At 55.1% G+C, this 21322-nt stretch carries 19 protein-coding genes; 14 read left to right on the top strand and 5 right to left on the bottom strand.

All coding sequences use genetic code 11. From position 1 onward, the window contains the following. Positions 1-7: 7 nt before the first annotated feature. On the bottom strand, positions 8-1156 hold the full coding sequence (locus tag FRY97_RS01195) for a TRAP transporter substrate-binding protein (RefSeq protein WP_147165588.1): 1149 nt from the start codon (positions 1154-1156) through the stop codon (positions 8-10). Between the two features lie 222 nt (positions 1157-1378). Here FRY97_RS01195 and FRY97_RS01190 point away from each other — a divergent pair, with 222 nt between their 5' ends. Then, the gene (locus tag FRY97_RS01190) at positions 1379-2554 is read left to right on the top strand and encodes a Pycsar system effector family protein (RefSeq protein ID WP_147165587.1); all 1176 of its coding nucleotides are present in this window, start codon (positions 1379-1381) and stop codon (positions 2552-2554) included. Here FRY97_RS01190 and FRY97_RS01185 read toward each other — a convergent pair. Beyond that, positions 2514-3824, bottom strand: a complete 1311-nt coding sequence (locus FRY97_RS01185; protein ID WP_147165586.1) for a sterol desaturase family protein — start codon at positions 3822-3824, stop codon at positions 2514-2516. The two genes, FRY97_RS01190 and FRY97_RS01185, sit on opposite strands and share 41 nt — an antisense overlap. Positions 3825-4424: 600 nt before the next feature. Between FRY97_RS01185 and FRY97_RS01180 the strand changes: the two genes are divergently transcribed. Beyond that, positions 4425-5351, top strand: a complete 927-nt coding sequence (locus tag FRY97_RS01180; RefSeq protein WP_147165585.1) for a sugar phosphate isomerase/epimerase family protein — start codon at positions 4425-4427, stop codon at positions 5349-5351. 135 nt (positions 5352-5486) lie between these two features. Continuing rightward, on the top strand, positions 5487-5708 hold the full coding sequence (locus FRY97_RS01175; RefSeq protein ID WP_147165584.1) for a helix-turn-helix transcriptional regulator: 222 nt from the start codon (positions 5487-5489) through the stop codon (positions 5706-5708). A 6-nt stretch (positions 5709-5714) separates the two neighbouring features. Here the strand turns inward: FRY97_RS01175 and FRY97_RS01170 are convergent, their stop codons facing one another. Both FRY97_RS01170 and FRY97_RS01165 read right to left on the bottom strand, forming a co-directional pair. Then, the gene (locus FRY97_RS01170) at positions 5715-6527 is read right to left on the bottom strand and encodes a gasdermin (RefSeq protein ID WP_147165583.1); all 813 of its coding nucleotides are present in this window, start codon (positions 6525-6527) and stop codon (positions 5715-5717) included. 10 nt (positions 6528-6537) lie between these two features. Beyond that, positions 6538-9432, bottom strand: a complete 2895-nt coding sequence (locus FRY97_RS01165) for a caspase family protein (protein WP_147165582.1) — start codon at positions 9430-9432, stop codon at positions 6538-6540. A 158-nt stretch (positions 9433-9590) separates the two neighbouring features. Here FRY97_RS01165 and FRY97_RS01160 point away from each other — a divergent pair, with 158 nt between their 5' ends. Further along, entirely contained in the window at positions 9591-10217 is a 627-nt protein-coding gene (locus FRY97_RS01160) for an MCP four helix bundle domain-containing protein (protein ID WP_147165581.1), read from the top strand. 237 nt (positions 10218-10454) lie between these two features. Here the strand turns inward: FRY97_RS01160 and FRY97_RS01155 are convergent, their stop codons facing one another. Beyond that, complete coding sequence (locus FRY97_RS01155; RefSeq protein WP_147165580.1) at positions 10455-11756, bottom strand: T9SS type A sorting domain-containing protein; 1302 nt, start codon at positions 11754-11756, stop codon at positions 10455-10457. Positions 11757-12102: 346 nt separating this feature from the next. Between FRY97_RS01155 and mqnE the strand changes: the two genes are divergently transcribed. The 10 genes from mqnE to FRY97_RS01105 all read left to right on the top strand — a co-directional run bounded on the left by mqnE (position 12103) and on the right by FRY97_RS01105 (position 21103). Beyond that, positions 12103-13302: an aminofutalosine synthase MqnE gene (mqnE, locus tag FRY97_RS01150; protein WP_147165579.1), complete on the top strand. Its 1200-nt coding sequence runs from the start codon at positions 12103-12105 to the stop codon at positions 13300-13302. Between the two features lie 8 nt (positions 13303-13310). Then, positions 13311-13931 (top strand): histidine phosphatase family protein, encoded by a 621-nt coding sequence (locus FRY97_RS01145; protein ID WP_147165578.1) that lies wholly within the window; start codon positions 13311-13313, stop codon positions 13929-13931. 9 nt (positions 13932-13940) lie between these two features. Beyond that, on the top strand, positions 13941-14723 hold the full coding sequence (locus tag FRY97_RS01140; protein ID WP_147165577.1) for a menaquinone biosynthetic enzyme MqnA/MqnD family protein: 783 nt from the start codon (positions 13941-13943) through the stop codon (positions 14721-14723). Between the two features lie 31 nt (positions 14724-14754). Continuing rightward, the gene (gene msrA / locus FRY97_RS01135; RefSeq protein ID WP_147165576.1) at positions 14755-15297 is read left to right on the top strand and encodes a peptide-methionine (S)-S-oxide reductase MsrA; all 543 of its coding nucleotides are present in this window, start codon (positions 14755-14757) and stop codon (positions 15295-15297) included. Between the two features lie 214 nt (positions 15298-15511). Continuing rightward, complete coding sequence (locus FRY97_RS01130) at positions 15512-16603, top strand: NAD(P) transhydrogenase subunit alpha (RefSeq protein ID WP_147165575.1); 1092 nt, start codon at positions 15512-15514, stop codon at positions 16601-16603. A gap of 2 nt (positions 16604-16605) precedes the next feature. Next, complete coding sequence (locus FRY97_RS01125) at positions 16606-16923, top strand: NAD(P) transhydrogenase subunit alpha (RefSeq protein WP_147165574.1); 318 nt, start codon at positions 16606-16608, stop codon at positions 16921-16923. A gap of 57 nt (positions 16924-16980) precedes the next feature. Then, complete coding sequence (locus FRY97_RS01120) at positions 16981-18387, top strand: NAD(P)(+) transhydrogenase (Re/Si-specific) subunit beta (RefSeq protein ID WP_147165573.1); 1407 nt, start codon at positions 16981-16983, stop codon at positions 18385-18387. A 364-nt stretch (positions 18388-18751) separates the two neighbouring features. After that, the gene (locus tag FRY97_RS01115; RefSeq protein ID WP_147165572.1) at positions 18752-19288 is read left to right on the top strand and encodes a hypothetical protein; all 537 of its coding nucleotides are present in this window, start codon (positions 18752-18754) and stop codon (positions 19286-19288) included. A gap of 40 nt (positions 19289-19328) precedes the next feature. Continuing rightward, complete coding sequence (locus FRY97_RS01110) at positions 19329-20027, top strand: DUF2490 domain-containing protein (RefSeq protein ID WP_147165571.1); 699 nt, start codon at positions 19329-19331, stop codon at positions 20025-20027. Positions 20028-20167: 140 nt separating this feature from the next. Next, positions 20168-21103 (top strand): SPFH domain-containing protein, encoded by a 936-nt coding sequence (locus tag FRY97_RS01105; protein WP_147165570.1) that lies wholly within the window; start codon positions 20168-20170, stop codon positions 21101-21103. Positions 21104-21322 lie beyond the last annotated feature (219 nt).

Here is a 21322-nt window from a genome sequence, read left to right as displayed (position 1 = left end):
CGGCCCCTCAGCCTAGGTTCAAGTTCGACTGAGCTTGGATTTTGTTGTAATAGACCCGCTCGGTGATGCTCGCATAATCTGCGGCTTGTTTCTGGAAACTGCGATAGGAGTCATATACTTTCTTGCTGACAGGGTCCCGCTCAGTAATTTCAGTGAGCACTTCAGCGGTATAAGCCCGCATGCTGCGGAGCACTTCAGTGGGGAATTGCCGGATGTCGATGCCCATTTCGAGGAAGCGCCCCAATGCCTGCGCATTCCTTGCTTCCATCTGGCTGTGCACCCATCCTGCCACATATCCGCTGACGGTTTTTATAATGCCCTGCAAGTCATTGGGCAACCGTTCGTATTGTTCTTTGTTGACAAAAAACTCAAGCATAGTGCCGGGCTCGTGCCAACCTGGGCTGTAGTAATATTTTGCAATTTCATGGAAGCCCATCAGTGTATCATGGTAGGGGCCGAGCCATTCTGTGGCATCAATAACCGACCGCTCCAGCCCGGTATAGATTTCGCCCCCGGCCAACAGTACCGGAGCGCCTCCGGCTTTTTCCAAGACTTTGCCCCCGAGGCCAGGTATGCGCATTTTCAGCCCCTTCAGGTCCTCCATTGCCCTGATTTCCCGATTGAACCAACCGCCCATTTGCACGCCAGTATTTCCTCCAGGGAAGGGGACGAGGTTAAAATCAGCGTAAAGCGCTTCCCAAAGCTCAAGCCCCCCGCCACCTGAAAGCCAGGCATTTAGCTGCTGTGCGTTCATCCCAAAGGGCACGGAAGCGAAAAACTGAGCAGCCTCTGATTTCCCTGCCCAATAGTAAGCAGCTCCGCAGCCCAGCTCTGCCCCTCCCTGCCTCACGGTATCGAAAGCTTCCAAAGGCGGCACCAGCTCATTGCCTCCAAAGACGCGGATCTCCATTCGCCCTCCCGACAGCTGCCGGGCGAGGGCGGCGAACAAGTCGCAGGCTTCGCCCAATACAGGAAATTTAGGCGGCCAGGTAGTGACCATTGTCCATTGGTACTTTCTGGCGGTTATGATGTTGGCGCTCTCTGCCGCAGCTTCCTGCGCGCGGCCATAGCCGCCCAGCCCACGTATAGCAAAAGGGAGCGAAATGGTGCCCAGGGCAAGCCCTTTGAAGAATGTCTTTCGGTTCAGCTTTTTCATTTGCTTACGGTTTTAGCACTAAGTTTCCCAAGTTAAGTGCTTTAAACCTTTATCCAAAGCTATTTTTGGGTGTTGCGCTCACCTTGTATCACACAATGATGAGCAATAATCATTCCGGAAGGGTAGGGGGCGTCGGCCTGCCTACAACGAACAAGTTCACCATATCAGCTGAAGGGCCTTCGGATGAAGCTGTTCTGTCGCCGAATCCGTATCTTAGGCCAGATGTTTGACTTGGACTACGCTATCGGATACGCTGCAAGGTATGCTGCGCAGCACAGTGGGCACTCGCAATGGGCATTTTACAATAAATACCGGATACAAGAGCGGGCCAGCCTTCTCCAGAAATGGATGCCGGATGCTTTGCCGGAAGAAGAACGGCAGGCCGCACTTCTGGCAGCCTGCTTTCTGCATGCCGGCTTGGTTGTCAGCACACGAGAGGGACAGCAAGCCTCAATAGCCGCCCTGAATGCTTTTGCACAAGACAGCAACGGGCTAGAAGCAGGCTTGCTCGCCGCAGCAGGCAGCCTGCTAGTAGGGTGGCCTTACTCAAAGAATGACAGGGCCCCGCTGCTTGCCCGTTATCTGCACGATGCACACTGGGCATTCCTTGGGCGCAAGCGCCTCAGCCGTTACCGGGAGCTGTGGCGGCTAGATGAAGAGCGCCTGGCTGGGCGCTCTTTCTCTGATCTGGAATGGGAGCAGACCTTGCACAAGCAGCTTGCCAATACCTTTTTTTTGACGGATGAGGCTCGGGAAGCTTACGGTGCAAGAAAAGAGAAGCACTTGGCTGAACAGCGCAAGGAAATAATCAAGGCAAGGAAGAATACAGTCCGGGAGGAAACTGGAAAGGATTACGGCAGGGGAGTAGATACCGTTTACAGGATTACCCTGCGCAATCATATCAACCTGAGCTCGATCGCAGATGGTAAAGCTAATATGATCATCAGCATCAATACCCTTGTCCTGTCCATATTGATCACCGCGGGCTCGGCGAGCATATCCTTTAGCGGCGGGGTGAGCTGGCGCGAAAACTGGGGCTTCATCCTGCCTGTGGTCCTTCTAATGCTCACCGCGATAGCGGCAATCACTTTCGCAGTATTATCTGCGGCCCCAAAAGTATCTGGCCAAGAGTTCAGCGAAGAAGATATTGAGCGCCACCGCGTAGGGCTGCTGTACTTTGGGAACTTCCTAAAGCTCCCGTCAGCTGAATTCACCAGCTATATGCGCTCCCTGAAAAAGGACGAAGCCATCCTCTACGATGACCTTTCTAGAGATCTTTACAGCCTCGGGCAAGTGCTGATGCGGAAGTACAAACTACTGACCATCGCGTATCGCGTTTTCCTGATTGGCCTGGTCATCAGCTTTGCAGCCTTTTTGTGGGGGCTGCTGTTTTCGTAGCCCGGCTGACCTCATAGCCCGCTGACTTTACCTCAGACTGGAAAAAGTAAACGGTGACAAGCAGGCTGCCGATAAAGTACCCGCCCAAGGCAAATGGCCCCATTCCCCATGCCTTTTCCAGCCCGAACCAGTTGCCGCCCTGTGCGCCTATGATCGCCAGGCCTAGCAGGCAGCGTACCATTTCGCTATAAACGGCAAACCGGCTTTTGTCCATCAGCATGCTGTAGCTGAAAATGCTGAACACCAAAAATAGCCCGTAAAGGATAGCGCCTTGTGCACCGATCGCACCGATCTGATTGAAAAGGAACATCATCAGCAGAAAGGTGAGGGTGAACTGCGCCCAAGACCATAGCTGCAGGTGAGGCGAAAGGGTAGGGGCGTACTTCTCGTACGCGTAGGGGTCCTTTATGCTCTCTACGGGATAAGCGGCTTCCACATCAGCGGGGCGCCAGCCTGTGGGCTTGAACCAGATGGTGAATTTCGCCCCCCAATCCTTGGTGCGCCAAGCATCTTGAATAAGCTGCCACAGGTGCTGAAAGTTGATCAGGATGGGGTTCCAAGTCCTGACCGGGCGGGTGACCCCGTAAACAGGGGGGGCATCGTCCAATTCCTCTTGAAAAGTCCCGAACCATTTGTCCCAAATGATAAAAATCTGGCTGTGGTTTTTATCGAGGTACTCAGGGTTGATCGCATGGTGCACCCGGTGGTGGGAAGGCGTGACAATGATGTGTTCGAGCAAGCCCATTTTGCCGATAAGGCGGGTGTGGTACCAGTATTGTGCGAAAAGGTGCAGCGGGGCGGCCACCGCAATTACCTCTCCGGGGACGCCCAACAAAGCTACTGGCGCCAGGAAGAAGACGGTTATGGCGAAGAAGCCCGAAATAGATTGCCTCAGGGCGCAGCCCAAGTTGAATTCCTCGCTGCTGTGATGGATGATATGCCTGTTCCACAGAAAGTTGATGCTGTGCGACAAGCGGTGTACCCAATAGCCCGCAAAATCGAGCCCGATGAATGCCAGCAGGTAAACTGCCCAAGTTGCAGAAATTTCGACCAGCCCAATGCGAGACTCCAGCCAATCGTAAGAGACGATGACCACTGTAAGGCCGAGCACATCCTTGATGACATTGGTCAGCCCTGAGCTCAGGCTGGACAAAGTATCCATGCTCCGGATGACGCTCGCGCCTTTCCAGCGCGCTATCAAAGCCTCGAGGAGCAGGAGGGAAATGAAGAATGGGATGGCGTAATTGAGGACTTCAGCATAAGACTCCATAAAAGACACATTTGCGAATATTCGCTCAAATATAAGGAATATATCAGTTTTGCTGCCTCCAATTTCAGGGTATAATAGGCACAAATGGAGCGGGCTAGCGCTGCGCAGGGGTGGCAAGCCCGTAGGGCCGAGCGGGCAGTGAGCCCCGGAGCATAGCGGCACCTTGCCGTCAGGCAGGGGGCAGCCCCCCAAAACGGCAATCGCCTTGCGCCTAGGCGTTACAGGGCCTTCTCAATACCATGTACCAATAGGGGCCGTTCCGCAGGAACTCCTTTTCTTTTCTCCTCCGCAGTGGGCAGGGATAGGGCGGGGAAAACAAGGGGCAGGCGTTTTCAATCCTTTTACTTAACATAATATAAATTATAGGGCTTTTATTTTAGCTGAGAAGCAGCGGCTTGCAGGCTCTCACGGAGTGTCCCGGCGATATAGGCGATCCGCAAGCCCCTTGCAGCAGGAACAGCCCCAAGCCCTCAGTGCCAGCTCAAATACGCACCCACAGCCCAACTGCGAATTACAGCAAATTCGCTATATTGTGTACTTTACACACTTAGCCGGTATCTTTGGGCACTGTGCCGATCTGCAAAACAAAAAACAAAATCAATGTCTTACAACCGAAGGAAATTCATGCAACAGGCTGGCAAAGCCGCTGCCGCCTCTCTCCTGCTGCCTGCATGGGCTTGCAACAATGCAGAAAAAACCGATGCTGAAAACGCGGAGGGAACTGAACAAACTACAGAAAATCAAGCCATTAAGGGCAACCTCGGCGCTTTTGGCATACAGCTGTGGACCTTGAGGGATGTCATTGGCGAGGACCCCAAAGCTACCCTCAAAACGCTTGCGGGCTATGGCTATGGCCAAATCGAAAGTTTCGAAGGGCAACAGGGCATGTTCTGGGGGATGAAGCCGGCAGAGTTTGCCAGTTACGTCAACAATGACCTTGGCATGAACCTTATTGCCAGCCACTGCAACATCATGGAATGCTTTGAAGAGAAAGCTGCGCAAGCTGCAGAAGCTGGAATGAAGTACCTCATCTGCCCATGGGTAGGCCCACAGGAGTCAATGGACGACTTCAAGCGGATCACTGAACGGTTCAACGAGTGCGGGGACATCTGCAAGGCCAATGGCATCCGCTTTGCCTACCACAACCACGACTACTCCTTCGCTGAGCTAGACGGCGAGATCCCCCAAGACTATATGATGGACAATACCAATCCGGACACGGTTGATTTCGAGATGGACATGTATTGGGTCATTGTGGCCGGGGTAGACCCCCTCTCCTACTTTGAGCGCTACCCCAACCGGTTCCGCCTTGCACACGTGAAAGACCGCATGAAGGAGGCTCCCGCTGAAGAGAAACAGGCTTCCTGCACGCTGGGCAAAGGCAGTATCGACTACCCGCCACTGCTCGCAGCAGCCAAGACGGCTGGCATTTCGTATTTTATTCTCGAGCAGGAAAGGTACGATGGCACCACGCCCATGGAAGGCGCAGAAGATGGCGCAGCATATCTCGCGGGGGTCCAAATTTAAAATCAGCGCAGCAGCCACAGGCCATTTTTATCTTGGGCCTGTGGCTATTGTAACAAAATATTGGTACACAGGGTTTTTGGGAGTTTACCGTACTACATTGTACCTTTAGTGGGCACAATAACCCCAACTACGCATATGTCCACTCCTGAAACGCCCACCGTCTACTTTACCCCGCACCAACTGCACATCCTTGAGGTCTGGTCCAACAACCGGACGCTCGAAGATACGGCCACTGCCTGTGGCCTGTCGGTACACACCATCAATACCCACCTAAAACGGATGCGCAAGCGCGCAGGGGTCAACAGGACCTTCGACCTTTGGAAGTACGCTTGCGATACCAAGCAGCTCAAGCCCTGAGCCATGCTATAGCGCTATCATGCCCGGCTCAAACTCATCTTCATCAAGCACTGCATAGGGCGACCGCAAAGGGGCTTCGCCAGCCCCTTTGCTCTTCACCGTCTCCCCTATCGCAATGGTGCCCAGCCCAGGGTGCAGCTCAAGCAGCAAGCAGGAAAAGGCAAAGGTCAGGTACTCTGGCCCTTCAAAGGTAATGCTGCGCCCGTCCTTGCTCTCCGCTTTGACGCTGAGGTCTGCATCAGCGAGGTAAGACTGAAGCTCAGGCAGGCTGGCCTCAAGTTCTTTACTGCTAGACTTTTCGATATTGATGGTAAACTTGTTGCTGACAATGGCGTCGGAGACGAGCAACATGCGGTAAGGGTCGCTCCCCCTGAAGACCCCCATAGAGGGGTGAGCCAGATCGATATGCCGCTTATCCAAGGCCCGGCCTAGCTCGCTAGGGTCTATATAAAGCCTTTTCGCGCCCGTAAAAGAATAGCTCATTTCGGTAACGCCTTCCAGGCTCGCTTTCACGGGGGAAGGCGCTATGCCAAACCCGGAAAGGAACCCGTCCAGGATTTTCAGCCCAAAGCTTGCGCTTACCGCCTTAGAACGGTCTAGGGCGGCATTGGCCATAGCCGACTCGCGCTGCTCAAGCTCAACCGGGGCATCCCCTTTCAGCAAGAACTGCAGCTCCCCCCTGAAATCTATTTTGCTGCCTTTCTGCCCCATGACGACCAACGGCTTCACCCTGGTCTCCGGCACCCTTAGCGGGAAAGCGTTGAAGGTTTCCCGCAGATGGTCGGTAATGTCATTTTTGCATATCCTGAAGAAACTCATGCGTTTGTTTTTATGGTCTTGTTAGAATGATCTGATCTATCGCTGCCGAAATCCGGGCTGCCACCATTTGGTACCCCTCGGCATTGGGGTGGATCTCATCTGCCCACTGCCAGGGCTGTACAGCCCCGCGGAGGTCTACCCAAACGGCGTTCTCCGCTCCGGCGGCTACTTTCTCCAGCTCTTGGTTGAAAGCGTCTATCAAATAGCGGGCTACCGCTTGGCGCTCCTCTTCTGCCAACAGCCCTTTTTCAGACATCGGGCGCCCGAGCCAGCTCTTGCCGCCCGCGTTGTGCGGCAGGGGCCGTACGTAATCGTAGCCATGCAAGACCGCCGCTACTCCTGGCTCGTCCAGCTGTAGCCGCAGCAATACTTGCCGGTAAAGGGCCATAACCTGATGGAGCTCAGCATGAAACCTTTCGTTCAGCCACTCCCCGGGCTGGGAAGGCCGGTTCCCTGCTTGGCCTCCATCCCGCAAAAATACAGAAAACTGTGGCCCCAGAATGTCGTTGCCACCACCGCTCAAGAGCAAAAAACGCGGCTGTTCCTGACTGCCAGCAGCCTTGGCCAACGCCCTGGCCTCTGCAAAAGCCTCCAGCCACTCTCCGGTCTGCAAGTAGGCCCGCAGTGAATCGCCAGCTGCCCCCTTGCTATAGATGTTGTAGTATAAGCTCAGGTGGTCTATCGTATCCATCAAGGCCGGGTGCTGAAACCACGAATCCCCTTCAGATACGATCAGCGTACGGCTTGGGTATTTTTCCAGCTGCCGCTTAAACCTCCCTTTCCTCCGGGCCCCGGCCCAAGCATTGGCCAGCTGGAGCGCTGCGCCCCATAGCAGGCTGCTCCGCTGCAGTGCTCCCGCTGGGCGGGCGCTTGCCCGCAACGACAGCTCCGCCCCCCAGCCCGTGGCGTCAAAATGGCGGGCCATCACCACATCGCCCCAGGAATCATCTTCCAGCCAGCGCTCCAATGATGGCTGAACCCTGGCTGCCACAGCCGGGCTGCTTACTTTTATCGCTACCAGCTGAGTGGCCCAGTCTGACCAATCCGCTCCGGCAGTCAGGTCCATCATCCTCCTTTGCGGCACCAGCAGATGGGCGTAGTTGATATCGGGCGTGGCGGAGACCAAAAGCTTGAACCAAGAGCAGCTCTCCTCTAAGTTCAGCATCTGCTCTCTCTCGCCGAATGTAAAGGGGATGACTCCGCCGCGGTGCCCAAACAGCCATATCGATTGCCCTGGCCCCAGCGGGGTTGCGGCTTGCTCGAGCAGGCCCGGCCGCCCGGGCTCTTCCACGGACAAGCTGGCGCTGTATTGGCTATCGAGGTACAGTAGCGTAAAATAGACCTGGAACGGGTGGGGGTTAGACAAGCGGATTTTCAACCGGGCTTGCAGAAGGCCGCCCGGCGCTTCTTCAACTGCTGCACAGGGGTATACCTCCCCCTTAGGCGGCAAAGCGGCCCACTCCCCTGCGGTTTGCTGCCAAATTTCTACCTTGAGCGGCTGCCCCTGAAAAACAGAAGGCTTGGGGTTGTACAGGCTTTTGGTAAACTGCCACTTGGACACCTGCCTGGCTTGAGCAATCAGGACAGCGGGCTGTAGCTCGTCGTACAGCACAGGCGCTCCTATCGCCGGGTAGGCAGGGGCCGCGCTGGCCAAAGACCAAAAAAAACGCCCGTTGTAGCCCGTAAGGGCCAAATCGGCTTCTTCGGCAGTTGCGGAAAAATGAAGGGCAGCCCCCTCTGCCTTGTCCAACAGTGTGCTGAGCGCCTCTTTTAGCGGCGGGAAAGGGCACCATAATTTCATAGGCGCTTCCTGCTTCAGGCCCAGCCGCACCCGGTACCCCTGTTTTTTGTCCAGCTGCTGCCGGGATTCAAAATCGATATCTAAAATACTATAGCCTGCGAAGGCTTTCAGGACGGAGCCAGGCAACCCCTGCCCGGCCATCAGCTCGACCGATACCTCCTTGCCTTCCGACAGGCCATGCACTTCCCCCTTGTCGAGCACCCAGCCTTTTTTGGTGTTGTACACCATCTGGCCAAATGCCAACCCTTCTAGCCTTGGGGCAAGGCCCAGGAAGCCCTGATAAAGCAGCCGGCTGCCGCCGCCGGGGGCATCGAGCTGCGGGTCCTGACGGTACTTGAACCGGATGTAGTTCCTCACCATTTGGTGTAGGGTGTAATAGTCGGGGCTGTCACCTGCTGAGCTCAAGACCTGCAGCAGGCTTTGGGTGAAAACACCCTGCCCGTTCACTTCCAGTGCAGCCTGATCCGGAAGGGCAGCGGCTAAATGTACGTGGGGCACTTGTGGCATTTCCCGCTGTAGCCCCTCCCCTTTCAAATCTGCCGCCGCATACGCTCCTCCAAACAGAAACTGGCCCCATTCCCGCTGTGGCAGGCGCCCAGCCAGGCGCTTTACTGCCCGCTCTTCCCCATCCTGGGCTGATGAACGGGTATTGTCCCCAGAATGGCAACAGTCGAATAGGGTCAGGATGTGCGGTGGAGCAGCCCCCTCACGGCGAAAAGCCTGGCCGAGCAAGTAGCGGATCTCTTTATCCGCCATCAGCTCGATCTGCCCGTCCAGCCCACGGCAAGCTATCCCTTCCAGGCAGCCGTCCTGTTCTTGCTCCCATACCTCAGGGTCGGCTACTTCTTGTGCGCCATGCCCAGAAAAGTACAGGAGCACGCTGTCGCCCTCCCCAGCCTGCCCCAGATGGCCCACTAGGGCATCTGCCACCGCCTGTTTGGTCGCTTCCCTGTCCAGCAGCTTCCGGAGCTGCAGCCTGCCCTCCCAGGCCGGCTGTGCAACAAGGTAAGCTTCCATTGCTGCCACATCGGCTGCACAGCCGTGCAGGGGGGCGCCAGGGTAATCATTGATGCCAATCAGTAAAGCGTACAGTTGAGCAGGCATAATCGGGTTGGTCGTTGAAGAGTAGGAAATTTACCTAAAAAAACGAAAGGCATCGGCAGCGGCTTGAAAAAACTGATTTTTTCTAGTAAATTCATAGGCTATTCTCGTCTGTATAAGGCTGCAGATTGCAGCTTTAGCCCAGCCAAAACCACAGCCCTATGAAATGGACTTTTTTCGTTCAAAATAAAATGCGTGCCGCCCTTCTCCTCGCCTTAGTATTTGCGCTCGTCTTCTGGAACAATTGGCAAGAGCGCTCCGGTATGGAGCAGCTCGACAGCCACCTTTCCATGCTTTACAAAGACCGGCTTCTCGTTGAGGGCTATATTTATGAATTATCGGAAGCCTTCCATGCAAAAGCCCGGGCGGCAAATACCTCCCCCTCTACCCTGCCGGCCACAGAAACACAACTAGCAGGTGCTGATATTCAGCCGCTTATCGCCCAATATGAAGCGACCTATCTCACTCCCGAAGAAAAGGAATTGTTCAGCCTCCTTAAACGTACCGTGGCCCAACTGTCTGATCTGGAAAAAGCCCAGCCGTTCAATAGCGCCTTGTACCTGTCGGAGATCAACAACGCGCACCGCCTCTTGCACCGCCTGTCGGGCATACAAATTGCGGAGGGCACGCGCTTGAGCGAAGCCTCCCACCGTATCGTCCTGGGCTCCAACCTCACTGCCCAAATTGAAATGGTGCTGCTGATCATCCTCGCCCTCATCATTCAGGCGCTCGTGCTCAGCGCCAAAGCTCTCCGCAGCCCGGTACAGCAAAAGTTCAACCTCAATTAACCCTCTTGGGCAAGGCAAAATGCTATCTCTTGGGGCCTACCCCCGCCTGAGGGCGGGGGTCGCTACGCTGCGGGGCTCGCTGCCCGCTCGGCCCTATCGGGCTTCACACCCCTCCGCATCGCTAGGCCGGAGGCCGGGCATTGGCTACCCTCAAAGGCATACCTTTCCCCACAATGCAACAGCCCGCCCTGCCCATAGAGGCAAAGCGGGCTGCAGGCTTGCCCTTTTCAGCAAGCTCTACTGCTTATGCACCGTCTGCTGACTGATGAGCCCGCCTTGGGCATCTAGCACGAGCAATTGATAGACGCCCGGGCTGACCCCTTCCAGAGAGAGCCGCTGCCCGGCACGGGCCGAAGGCCAGTAGCTCACCTGCCGGCCAGACATATCCATCAGCTGTAGAGCATGGAAAGGCTGCTGCCCGTCTGCAGCCACCTCCAGCCAATCGGCAGCAGGATTGGGGAATACCCTGACCTTGACTGTGCCAGCGCTTGACCGTACCACTTGCACTGGCCCGTGGTACTCGTACTGCCCGTCAAAATCTACCTGACGAAGGCGGTAATAGGTGCGCCCAGGCTGCACCGCCTCGTCTGAGAATTGATAGTCTCTTGGCTCTTGTACTGTGCCGGCGCCCGCAACACGCCCCACAGCCGACCAAACGCGGCCGTCGGAGCTGCGCTCTATCTCAAAGTGGCTGTTGTTGAGCTCGGTGGCGGTAGACCATTGCAGAAGGTTGTGCCCTGCACTTGGGCGGGCCGTGAAGGCTGAAAGGGCGACGGGGAGGAACGCACTAGGGTTTGTCGTGACTACGATATCATCGAAAATCAGATCTTGATTGATCCCTGTAACGCCATTGCCTAAGCCGAGCGTTTGGATCCCACCGCCGTTCAAGGTCCCTGTAGTCACTTCGCTCTCGGTAGAGGCAGAAGAATTGATTATTTTGAAACCATAAAAGTCGTTTGAAGGGTCAATGTCTAGCTGTACCTCGTAAAGGTCTCCGCCGTTGCACGCAAAATCATCGGTACCGTTAGCCGCTTTTACAATTTTCAAAGTGCCGTCGTCATATTTCCAAACCCCATCGCCGCTAATGCCCAAAAATAATTGTTGCCCTGTATTCCAGGTCAAGCCCGGAGCGGTAGCATCAGAAATGATCATGCCCGCCGTTTTTGCATCCCCTGTATTCAAGTTGAAACGCAGCTTGATTTCTATCCTCGAAGGGCCGGTTAATGCTGTGTTCAGAGAACGGGCGTACGCCTTGCCAGTGCCAGAGGTACCTGCAAAGATACCGCCGGATTGGCCCGTTATTGCAGGTGGGGAACCCGATGTTAAAAAGCTCCCGCCCATATCACTGCCGCCAAAGTTTTTAGGCTCAAAATTAGTAGCCCAGCCTGTCCCGTTGTTTTGCCCTTCAATGTTAGTAGTGTAGGCTTGCATATCATCCGAAGCGGCTACGGTTTGGGCATTGCCCTTGTGGGCTGCCCCAAATGTAAAGGCCAGGGCAGCGCACAGCGCAAGCCCCAAGTGGACATGTTTCTTCCTCATGTTCTTAGTGTGTTAGTGTTTGAATATCATTGTGTTGTCTAAGGCCCGGCAAAAGCGCTATCTTATTGGCAGCTGCCCAAAAAAGCGGCTAAAATTTCGCTTAAGCCATCGGAAAAGCCAAGATAGTTGGTTTTGAGAAAAATGAACAACAATAATTGCATTGTTTTGCAGAGGGCGCCCGCCACTCCCCCGGCACATGCGGCATTCCCAAGTGTGCATTTTCCCTCCTGCTTCCTTACCTTTGCGGGCACAGGCAGGTATTTTTCACAAAACTCTGAAAGTTTAGAACAGTGTTCAAACTTAGAGGCGGCCTGTCTGTTATTCTGGTACCAAAACAATACTTCGTATGCAAACGGCCCGCAAAGTTGAGCACTTCCTGGAAGACCCCAACCTATCTGCCCCCCTCAGGCAAATTGCCCAAAAGGTATTTGACAAAAAGCGCATCACCCCTGAAGAAGGCCAGCTGCTTTTTGAAGAAGGCGAATTAGGCTTTGTAGGCGCCCTGGCCAATTACATACGGGAAGCGCGCCATGGCGGGCGCACCTTTTTCAACCGCAACTTCCACGTAGAGCCCACCAACGTCTGTCTGTATACCTGTACCTTCTGCTCCTATTCCCGCCTGATCAAAAAACGGGAAGAAGGCTGGGAATATTCCCTGCAAGAGATCATGGACATCATCAAAAAATACGATGATGAGCCGGTGACAGAGGTGCACATCGTGGGCGGGGTGCTGCCACAGTACGACCTGCAGTTCTACTCAGACCTGTTCCGGGCCATCAAGGCACACCGGCCAGGGCTTCACGTAAAAGCGCTCACACCCGTAGAGTACCACTACATCTTCAAAAAAGCCAAAGTTTCCTACGAAGAAGGGATGCAGCAGATGCTCGATGCGGGGCTCGACAGCATGCCCGGCGGGGGCGCGGAGATCTTCCACCCTGAAATACGGGATCAGATCGCCGGCGGGAAATGCTCAGGGGAGCAATGGCTGCGCATACATGAGATATGGCACGAGCTGGGCCGGCGCTCCAATGCCACTATGCTCTATGGCCATATCGAGCGGTTCGAGCACCGGATAGACCACCTGGAACAGCTCCGCGCGCTGCAGGACAAAACCGGTGGGTTCCAGACATTCATCCCGCTGAAGTTCCGCAATCAGGGCAATCAGATGAGCCATGTACCGGAATCTACTGTAGTCGAGGACCTGCGCAATTATGCCATCAGCCGGATCTACCTGGACAACTTTGACCACATCAAGGCTTACTGGCCTATGATCGGGCGCAACGTGGCCCAGCTTTCGCTTTCTTTCGGGGTAGATGACATAGACGGCACTATAGATGATACCACCAAAATATACAGCATGGCCGGCTCTGAAGAGCAAAACCCCGCCCTCAGCACCCGCGAGCTCGTCAACCTTATCCGGGCTGTTGGCCGCAACCCCATCGAACGCGACACCCTCTACAACGTGGTGCAAGACTTCACCGATCATGTTTTCGAAGAAGATGAGCAGTTCAAAGGCTATATGTCTCTGCCCGTTGTGAACCGATAAACCACCGCATGGAAAAATTAGTATACATTGTCCGGCACGGGCAGACCGATTTCAACCTGAAAGGTATTGTGCAGGGGCAAGGCGTAGACACAAGCCTGAACGACACCGGGCGGCAGCAAGCCAAAGCCTTCTACGATTTCCACCACAGGGTCGGCTTCGATGCAGTGCTCACTTCCCGCCTCAAGCGCACCCACGAGACGGTCGCCCCTTTCATCAGCGACGGGCTGCCCTGGGAGCAGTTTGCAGCGCTCAATGAGATTGGATGGGGGGAGCACGAAGGGAAGGTCAGCACGCCCGACATGCATCAGGAGTACTTCGCGGTAGTCAATGCATGGAAAGCCGGTGACTACCATGCCCGGCTGGAAGGAGGCGAAAGCGCTGCCGATGTCGGTGAGCGGCTTGCTGAATTTGTCAGCCACCTTCAGCAGCGGCCAGAGCCTAAAATCCTGGTCTGTTCCCACGGGCGTGCTATGCGGGCTTTGATGTGCCTGCTCGCTGGGCAGCCGCTCAGCCGGATGGACGAGTACCAACATGCCAACACTGGCCTTTACAAAACCGCTTATGAAGGCACCGGCTTCCGCTTTTTGCTGCAGAACGACCTGTCGCACCTCGATAGCCTAAAAATCTAAAGCGCTTTCATGGACCGATACCGCATCACTGCCGTCAGTTACCTCAATACCAAACCTTTGCTCTACGGGCTGCTTAACAGCCCCATCGGCGGGCAGCTGAACCTGGAGCTGAACATCCCGTCCGACTGTGCGCAGAAACTGAAGAACGGGCAGGCAGACTTGGCGCTTGTCCCGGTAGCCATCATCCCTGAGCTGCAGCAGCCCCGCATCATTTCCCGCTACTGCATAGGGGCTGTGGGCGAAGTCAGAACAGTATGCATCTACAGCGACTGCCCCCTGGAAGAGGCAGAAACCCTTTACCTCGACCACCACTCCCGCACCTCAGTTGAGCTGGCACAGCTCCTGCTGAAAGAGTATTGGCACCTCTCCCCCGCCCTGCTGCCCGCACAAGAAGGGTATATCCGGAAGATCGGCGGGCGCACTGCCGGCCTCGTCATTGGCGACCGGACGATAGGCCTGGACAAGAAGTTCAAGCACTGCTATGACCTCGGGGAGGCTTGGCAGCAGCATACCGGCCTGCCTTTCGTTTTTGCCGCCTGGGTCAGCACCCGCGAATTTGATGCGCCCTTCCTTCAGGCTTTCAATGATGCCCTCGCTTCTGGCGTCAGCCAAATCCAAAAACTGAAATACCTGCTCCCCTCCCCCGCCCCTGATTTCAGCCTGGAAGAGTATTTTACCCGTTACATCAGCTATCAGCTTGACGAGGCAAAAGAAGAGGCCCTTCACCGTTTCCTCTCTTACCTCAATGAAAAACAAGGGGCCGCTAAACCAATGCCAGTCTTTCAGCGTTAGCACACCGCAACCTTAATAAAGGCACACAATCATGAGCGACACTCAGACAGCGTATGCTACCCTTGGCGGAGGGTGCTTTTGGTGCACAGAAGCCGTCTTTCAGGAAGTGAAAGGGGTAGCCAAGGTGACTTCAGGCTATGCAGGGGGCACCCGTGAAACAGCCAATTATGATGCTGTATGCTCCGGCAAAACCCAGCATGCGGAAGTCATACAAATCCAATTCAACCCTGCTGAAGTCTCCTACGAAACCCTGCTCGAAATTTTTTGGGCCGCCCATGACCCCACTACCCTCAACCGGCAGGGCAACGACCGGGGGCCTCAGTACCGCTCTGTCATCTTTTACCACGATGAAACGCAGAAAGCCCTAGCAGAACAGTCTATTGCCAAAACGGCACCGCAGGTCTGGGATCAGCCTATCGTTACCGAGCTTTCCCCTCTAGAGGCTTTTTATCCGGCCGAGGGCTACCATCAAGGCTACTACTCCAAAGTGGGGGAAAGAAACCCTTACTGCACCTACATCATCTCCCCCAAGGTGGCGAAGTTCCGGCAAAAATTTGCCCACCTCCGAAAATAACTAGCCATCCGCCCAATATTTTTTACCGGCTGCCCCATTTGAAAGCCGGTAAAGCCCAGTGCTGCAACCTGCTAAGGATCAGGGCTTAGCGGTGCTATCCTTCCTCATATCTACATCTATCCGATTGGTTTACAGGCTAATAATTCTGCATTAGTTTTCTTGGCAAAACTATTATTTGGCGCTACCTTTCCAAAGAACTGACTCCTGTTGTACCATGAAATTAGCAATCCTTAAAGAGCCTCAGGGCGATGCCCGCGTGGCGCTCACACCCGATGCTGTACCTAAGCTCCAAGCCGCAGGCTTTAGCCTGCTCTTGGAAGAAGGCGCAGGCGAAGGGGCACTTTTCCCCGATGAAGCCTACAGCAGTGTAGATGTGTTTAGTAGGGCTGAGCTCCTCGGCAAGGCAGATATACTACTGAGCATCAGCCCACTGCCTGAAACAGAGTGGCCAAGCATCAAGCCTGGGGCTTGGCTGATTGCCCAATTCCAGCCCTTTGTGGACGAGAGCGTAAGTGGGAAGCTTTCCAAAGCTGGCCTGAATGCATTCAGCCTGGACATGATCCCGCGTACCACCTTGGCGCAATCTATGGATGTGCTCTCTTCTATGGCTGCTGTAGCCGGCTACAAGGCCGTATTAGAAGCCGCCCGCCTATTGCCCCGCTATTTCCCAATGATGATCACCGCAGCAGGCAGCATCCGCCCCGCTACGGTATTGGTGCTGGGCGCAGGTGTTGCAGGGCTGCAGGCCATTGCTACCGCCCGCAGGCTGGGCGCACAGGTGGAAGCTTTCGACACCCGCTCAGCGGCAAAAGAAGAGGTAAAAAGCTTGGGCGCGAAGTTTATCGAGATCGAAGGCGCGCGCGAGGATGCCGGAGCCGGTGGATATGGCGTGGAACAGAGCGAAGCTTTCCTCCAAAAGCAGCGGGAAGAAGTACAGGCGCGTGCCATGAAAGCAGATGTCATCATCACTACCGCACAGGTAAGAGGGCGCAAAGCTCCTATCTTGGTCCCTGCTTCCACGGTAGAGCGTATGAAGCCCGGCTCTGTCATTATCGACCTGGCCTCCTCTACCGGCGGCAACTGTGAGCTATCTCAAGACAATGAGCTGAGGGTGCACCATGGCATTTCCATTTTGGGCAACTCCAACCTCGCGGCCCTAATGCCACAGGACGCCAGTCAGCTGTACTCGAACAACGTTGTCAACTTCCTGAAGTACATCACCTCAGATGGGCAGCTCAACCTCGACTACACCAATGAGATCATCGGCGGTGCTTGCATTACCAAGCCAGCCGCAGAAAAAGAATAACTATGGAAAGCCTGATTACATTCTTCAATGAGGACAGCAACCTGCTCCTCATCTATTTGCTCCTTTTCACCATAATACTGGGCTTCGAAGTCATTTCCAAAGTGCCGACTGTACTTCACACGCCCCTGATGTCGGGCGCCAATGCCATATCGGGGGTTGTCATCATTGGTGCGATCTTCCTCATCCGGCAGTCTGGCCCTGAAGATTACCTGATGCTCGGCTTGGGCTTCCTGGGCGTAGTCCTGGGGATGGTCAATGTGGCAGGCGGCTTTGCAGTTACTGACCGCATGCTGGAAATGTTCAAAAAGAAGAAGCGTTAAAAGAACCCCTGTTGTCAACTGTCAGGGGCATATGCCCCTTGCTGAATACCTATCGATATGCTACTCGAATTCATCATCAATATCGCTTACCTGGCCGGGTCCCTCGCCTTTGTTTGGGGCCTGCGCCTGCTCAGCTCCCCCGATACCGCCCGGAAAGGGAATATCGTAGCCGGCTCCGGCATGGTCATCGCCATTTTGGCAGCCCTCTTCCAGCCTATAGAAGGGGCCTCCAATAACTACCTTTGGATTGCCGGGGCGCTCGCAGTAGGTGCCGCGATCGGGCTCGTTTCTGCTAAGAAAGTGCAGATGACAGCTATGCCGCAGATGGTGTCTATCTTCAATGGGCTTGGCGGGGCCTGCGCAGTTGTGCTCGCCTATGCAGAGCTGTTCCCTTTTTATGAAGGCAGCAAACCGCTTGATCTTGCCGGCCTGTCTATTGTGCTCTCAGCCCTGCTGATAGGCGGAGTCTCTTTCACCGGCAGCCTGCTGGCCTACGGAAAGCTGCAAGGCCTGGTCAATGACAGTCAGGTGGCACTGCCACGGCACAGCGCCATCAATCTTGCCCTGCTCGCTGTGACCCTGGGGCTAGGCATCTACCTGGCAGCCGCCGGGTCATCAGGAAGCCTGGCCCTCGGCAGCCTCTTTATGGCCCTGTCCCTGATCTATGGCTTTTCTTTTGTAGCCCCAATCGGCGGGGCGGATATGCCCGTTGTCATTTCTCTGCTCAATTCCTTTACGGGGCTTTCCGCTGCTGTCACTGGGCTCATCTATGGCTCACAATTTATGCTCGTAGGCGGGATTTTGGTAGGGGCTTCTGGCACCATCCTTACCGTGCTGATGTGCGACGCTATGAACCGCTCCCTGCTCAATGTGCTCATCGGTGGCTTTGGCGGGGGCGGCAGCAGCAGCGCTGCAGGGCAGGCCGATGGGCTCGTGGCCAAAGAGGTATCCCTCAATGATGCGGCCATCCAACTGTTTTATGCCAGCTCGGCCATCATTGTCCCCGGTTACGGGCTGGCGGTAGCCCAAGCCCAAAAAGTATGCAAAGAAGTGGATGAACTGCTGGAAAAGAACGGTGTAGAGGTGCGGTACGCTATCCACCCGGTAGCCGGCCGTATGCCGGGGCACATGAATGTCCTCTTGGCAGAAGCAGATGTGCCTTACCCCAAGTTGCTAGACCTTGAAGAGGCGAACGCAGCCCTGAAGGATACCGATATCGTCGTCATTGTCGGGGCCAATGATGTGGTCAACCCCGCGGCTGACGACGATCCGGGCAGCCCTATTTATGGCATGCCTGTGCTTAAGGTTTGGGACGCCAAGAACGTGATTGTCCTGAAGCGCAGCATGAGCCCCGGGTATGCGGGCATCCAAAACCCGCTGTTTTTCCATGACAAAACCCGTATGCTGTTTGGGGATGCCAAAGATTCCCTCGCCAAGCTCGCAGGAGAGATTAAGTCGCTGTAAATCGGGCGTGAACCAAAATGCCGCAGGTGTTTATGCTTTTGGGGCTCTAGCCTGGCATTGGCCTAGCGCTGCGGAGGGGCGGCAGGCCTGATAAGGCCGAGCGGATAGCGAGCCCCGTAGCATAGCGGCACCTGCCATCGGGCAGGGGCAGGCCCCCTATCCTTGCGGCAGGGCAGGCAAAAAAGACGACAATTTGGTTTGCGCCCTGTAAATCTGATTTTTTGTATTTGTTTTTTTTGTCAGGAAACATTAGCTGAGTAAAACAACAACCTGGAAAAGCATTTGCTGCAAACACTCCGCTGACCTGCCTTGTTCTTTCAACAGCCCGGCATAGCCCTTTGCCTGTGCAAAAACAAGACAACAGATGCGTATTCATGCTTTTTTGCTCTTAGTCCTATTCACTGCCCCCGCGCTCCTGAACGCCCAAAAAACAGAGCAGGAGTCGCGCACCCCTAAAAGCACATTCCCACAGCCTGCTCTGGATTTCCTAGAGGGAAGCTTCCCAGGGGGCAGCCGTGCACGGTATTATGAAGAACAAAACGAGGCGGGCCGTTTCCTGGAAGCCAAATTCAATTACCAAGGCTACCGCTACAGCGTGAAGTTTGAGCCATCTGGCAAATTGCATGATATTGAACGGCTCCTCCCAAATAGCGATAGTTTGCCCAGGCAGGTAGGCGAGGCACTGCAGCGACAGCTCTCCGCCCGGTTCAGCCGTTACAAAATCAAACGGCTGCAAGAGCAGCTTTCGCCCGGTGGCGAGCTGCTAGGGTACGAAATCGAGATAAAAGCAAAAGAAGAAGGCCAAGCTTTCCAATACTTCGAAGTCCAAACCTCTCCCCAAGGCGAATGGCAATCTGTACGGGCCATAGAACAGCGCCCCAATGATTTCCTTTTCTTTTAAAGCCCTTCCCAAGCTTTAGCCTACATAAAACCACAGGCCAATGAACCGCTACTTCCTGCCGGCAGCTTTGGGGCTGCTCGCCCAAATGCTGCCCCTTTCCTCTGCACAAGCTCAGCATACCGCAGAACAGTTCACCCAAATCGACTTCGGCTTCAATTTGCCAGGCAAGTGGAAGGGCGACTTGCAGGCCGAGTTCCGGAACCGTTGGGCAGACACCGAAGGGGCGGGGTTAGCCCCTACCCTCTTTTACACTCAAGTGGGAGCAGCTTACGCTCCGGGGCCAGATGCCGCGTTTGGAGGGGCCTACCGTGTCGCCGCCCGCAGCCTCGGGCAGGGCAGCCCTACCTGGGAGCACCGTTTTTCCCAGCAGGTCAGCATTGTGCAGCGCAAAGGCAAGCTCCGTTTCCGGGAACGGCTGATGGCTGAACAGCGCCTTTTCAGCAACAACGCCTTTCAGGCCCGCCACAGGTGGCGGCTCAGGGGCGGCCTGGATTATCCGCTGCAAGGGGAAAAGCTAGACCCCGGGGAAGCCTACCTCAACCATCAGGCTGAGCTGGTCGCCTACCCGTTCGAACATCAGCCTTGGGAGCTAAGGGAGCAGCGATTCTACACGGGCATTGGCTGGTGGCTGCACAATGGGCAGGCCCTTGAGGCAGGGCTCGAGAACCGAACGGGCAGGGGCGCGCCCTCCGGCCCGATGGAATACCGTTGGATACTCCGGCTCCGATGGAAGCTGTAAGGCCTGTACCGTCGACTATTTGTGGGTTTTTATCCCAAAAAAGCTAATAAACAACGAGTTTGCCGTATATTCATAGGGTGTTCAATCGTAGCGCTCAGCACTGAGCCTACCTATTGTTAATCCTTTCAACCTTAATCCCTATGCCATTTTCACCTGCAATTATTCTCATCATCTTCTTGGGGCTGATCATCTTGTTCACTGGCATTTTCACCGTGCGCCAGCAGTCTGCAGCTTTGGTGGAACGGCTGGGCCGCTTCCACAGCATCAAACGCTCCGGGCTTCAATTTAAAATCCCCATTATCGACCGCATCGCCGGCCGGGTAAGCCTCAAAGTGCAACAGCTCGATGTTCATGTCGAGACCAAAACCCGAGACAACGTTTTCGTCAAGCTGAGGGTATCGGTCCAATATTATATCCTCTCAGATAAAATATACGATGCCTTCTACCGCCTTGAAAACTCCCACGAGCAGATTACGGCTTATGTTTTTGACACCGTCCGGGCAGAAGTCCCTAAAATGAAGCTCGATGATGTTTTTGAGCGCAAAGACGATATCGCCCTGGCTATCCGCCGGGAGCTGGAGGAGTCCATGAACGAGTACGGCTATGGCATCGTCAAAGCCCTAGTCACGGATATAGACCCGGATATTGAAGTCAAAAATGCCATGAACCGCATCAACGCTGCTGAGCGGGTAAAGCTTGCTGCTGAGTATGAAGGGGAAGCAGACCGCATCCGGATCGTAGCTAAAGCGCGAGCGGAGGCAGAGAGCAAGCGTTTGCAGGGCCAAGGCATAGCCGATCAGCGGCGTGAAATCGCACGCGGGCTTGAAGAGTCGGTCGAAGTGCTCAATAAAGTAGGCATCAACTCCCAGGAAGCTTCTGCCCTGATCGTGGTCACCCAGCACTACGACACCCTTCAGGCCATGGGGGAAAATGCCAACAGCAACCTCATCATGATGCCCAATGCGCCAAGCGCTGGCGCAGATATGCTTTCGCAGATGACCGCCTCGTTCGTCACAGCCCAAAAAATGGGGGAAGAAATGAAGCAACAGACCCTGACCAACGGCAACGGGCACTAACCTTAGCCTTCCCGCCGGAGAAAGCAGCCTGGCTCGTCTGTAGCCGGGCTGCTTTTTTTTGCGCCTCGTTGTCTAAACACCACTTTCGCAAAAAAATCGCCCCTGCCCCCTGCCCGAGATTCCTTAACTTGGCAGCACTGCAAGCCGCCCCGTTTACAACAAAAGGCAGCTTTCAGCTATTACAACCGTATTCACAGGTTCATTTAGCCAAACCAAACC

This window comes from Phaeodactylibacter luteus, assembly GCF_007993045.1.
GTDB lineage: Bacteria > Bacteroidota > Bacteroidia > Chitinophagales > Saprospiraceae > Phaeodactylibacter > Phaeodactylibacter luteus.
Note: the sequence above shows the minus strand (reverse complement) of the source record. Positions and strands in the feature narration are given on the sequence as shown.

Bases quoted from the DNA above. Each gene is read 5' to 3' on its own strand.
- FRY97_RS01195 (WP_147165588.1), bottom strand. From the start codon at position 1,156: ATGAAAAAGCTGAACCGAAAGACATTCTTCAAAGGGCTTGCCCTGGGC.
- FRY97_RS01190 (WP_147165587.1), top strand. From the start codon at position 1,379: ATGTTTGACTTGGACTACGCTATCGGATACGCTGCAAGGTATGCTGCG.
- FRY97_RS01185 (WP_147165586.1), bottom strand. From the start codon at position 3,824: ATGGAGTCTTATGCTGAAGTCCTCAATTACGCCATCCCATTCTTCATT.
- FRY97_RS01180 (WP_147165585.1), top strand. From the start codon at position 4,425: ATGTCTTACAACCGAAGGAAATTCATGCAACAGGCTGGCAAAGCCGCT.
- FRY97_RS01175 (WP_147165584.1), top strand. From the start codon at position 5,487: ATGTCCACTCCTGAAACGCCCACCGTCTACTTTACCCCGCACCAACTG.
- FRY97_RS01170 (WP_147165583.1), bottom strand. From the start codon at position 6,527: ATGAGTTTCTTCAGGATATGCAAAAATGACATTACCGACCATCTGCGG.
- FRY97_RS01165 (WP_147165582.1), bottom strand. From the start codon at position 9,432: ATGCCTGCTCAACTGTACGCTTTACTGATTGGCATCAATGATTACCCT.
- FRY97_RS01160 (WP_147165581.1), top strand. From the start codon at position 9,591: ATGAAATGGACTTTTTTCGTTCAAAATAAAATGCGTGCCGCCCTTCTC.
- FRY97_RS01155 (WP_147165580.1), bottom strand. From the start codon at position 11,756: ATGAGGAAGAAACATGTCCACTTGGGGCTTGCGCTGTGCGCTGCCCTG.
- mqnE (WP_147165579.1), top strand. From the start codon at position 12,103: ATGCAAACGGCCCGCAAAGTTGAGCACTTCCTGGAAGACCCCAACCTA.
- FRY97_RS01145 (WP_147165578.1), top strand. From the start codon at position 13,311: ATGGAAAAATTAGTATACATTGTCCGGCACGGGCAGACCGATTTCAAC.
- FRY97_RS01140 (WP_147165577.1), top strand. From the start codon at position 13,941: ATGGACCGATACCGCATCACTGCCGTCAGTTACCTCAATACCAAACCT.
- msrA (WP_147165576.1), top strand. From the start codon at position 14,755: ATGAGCGACACTCAGACAGCGTATGCTACCCTTGGCGGAGGGTGCTTT.
- FRY97_RS01130 (WP_147165575.1), top strand. From the start codon at position 15,512: ATGAAATTAGCAATCCTTAAAGAGCCTCAGGGCGATGCCCGCGTGGCG.
- FRY97_RS01125 (WP_147165574.1), top strand. From the start codon at position 16,606: ATGGAAAGCCTGATTACATTCTTCAATGAGGACAGCAACCTGCTCCTC.
- FRY97_RS01120 (WP_147165573.1), top strand. From the start codon at position 16,981: ATGCTACTCGAATTCATCATCAATATCGCTTACCTGGCCGGGTCCCTC.
- FRY97_RS01115 (WP_147165572.1), top strand. From the start codon at position 18,752: ATGCGTATTCATGCTTTTTTGCTCTTAGTCCTATTCACTGCCCCCGCG.
- FRY97_RS01110 (WP_147165571.1), top strand. From the start codon at position 19,329: ATGAACCGCTACTTCCTGCCGGCAGCTTTGGGGCTGCTCGCCCAAATG.
- FRY97_RS01105 (WP_147165570.1), top strand. From the start codon at position 20,168: ATGCCATTTTCACCTGCAATTATTCTCATCATCTTCTTGGGGCTGATC.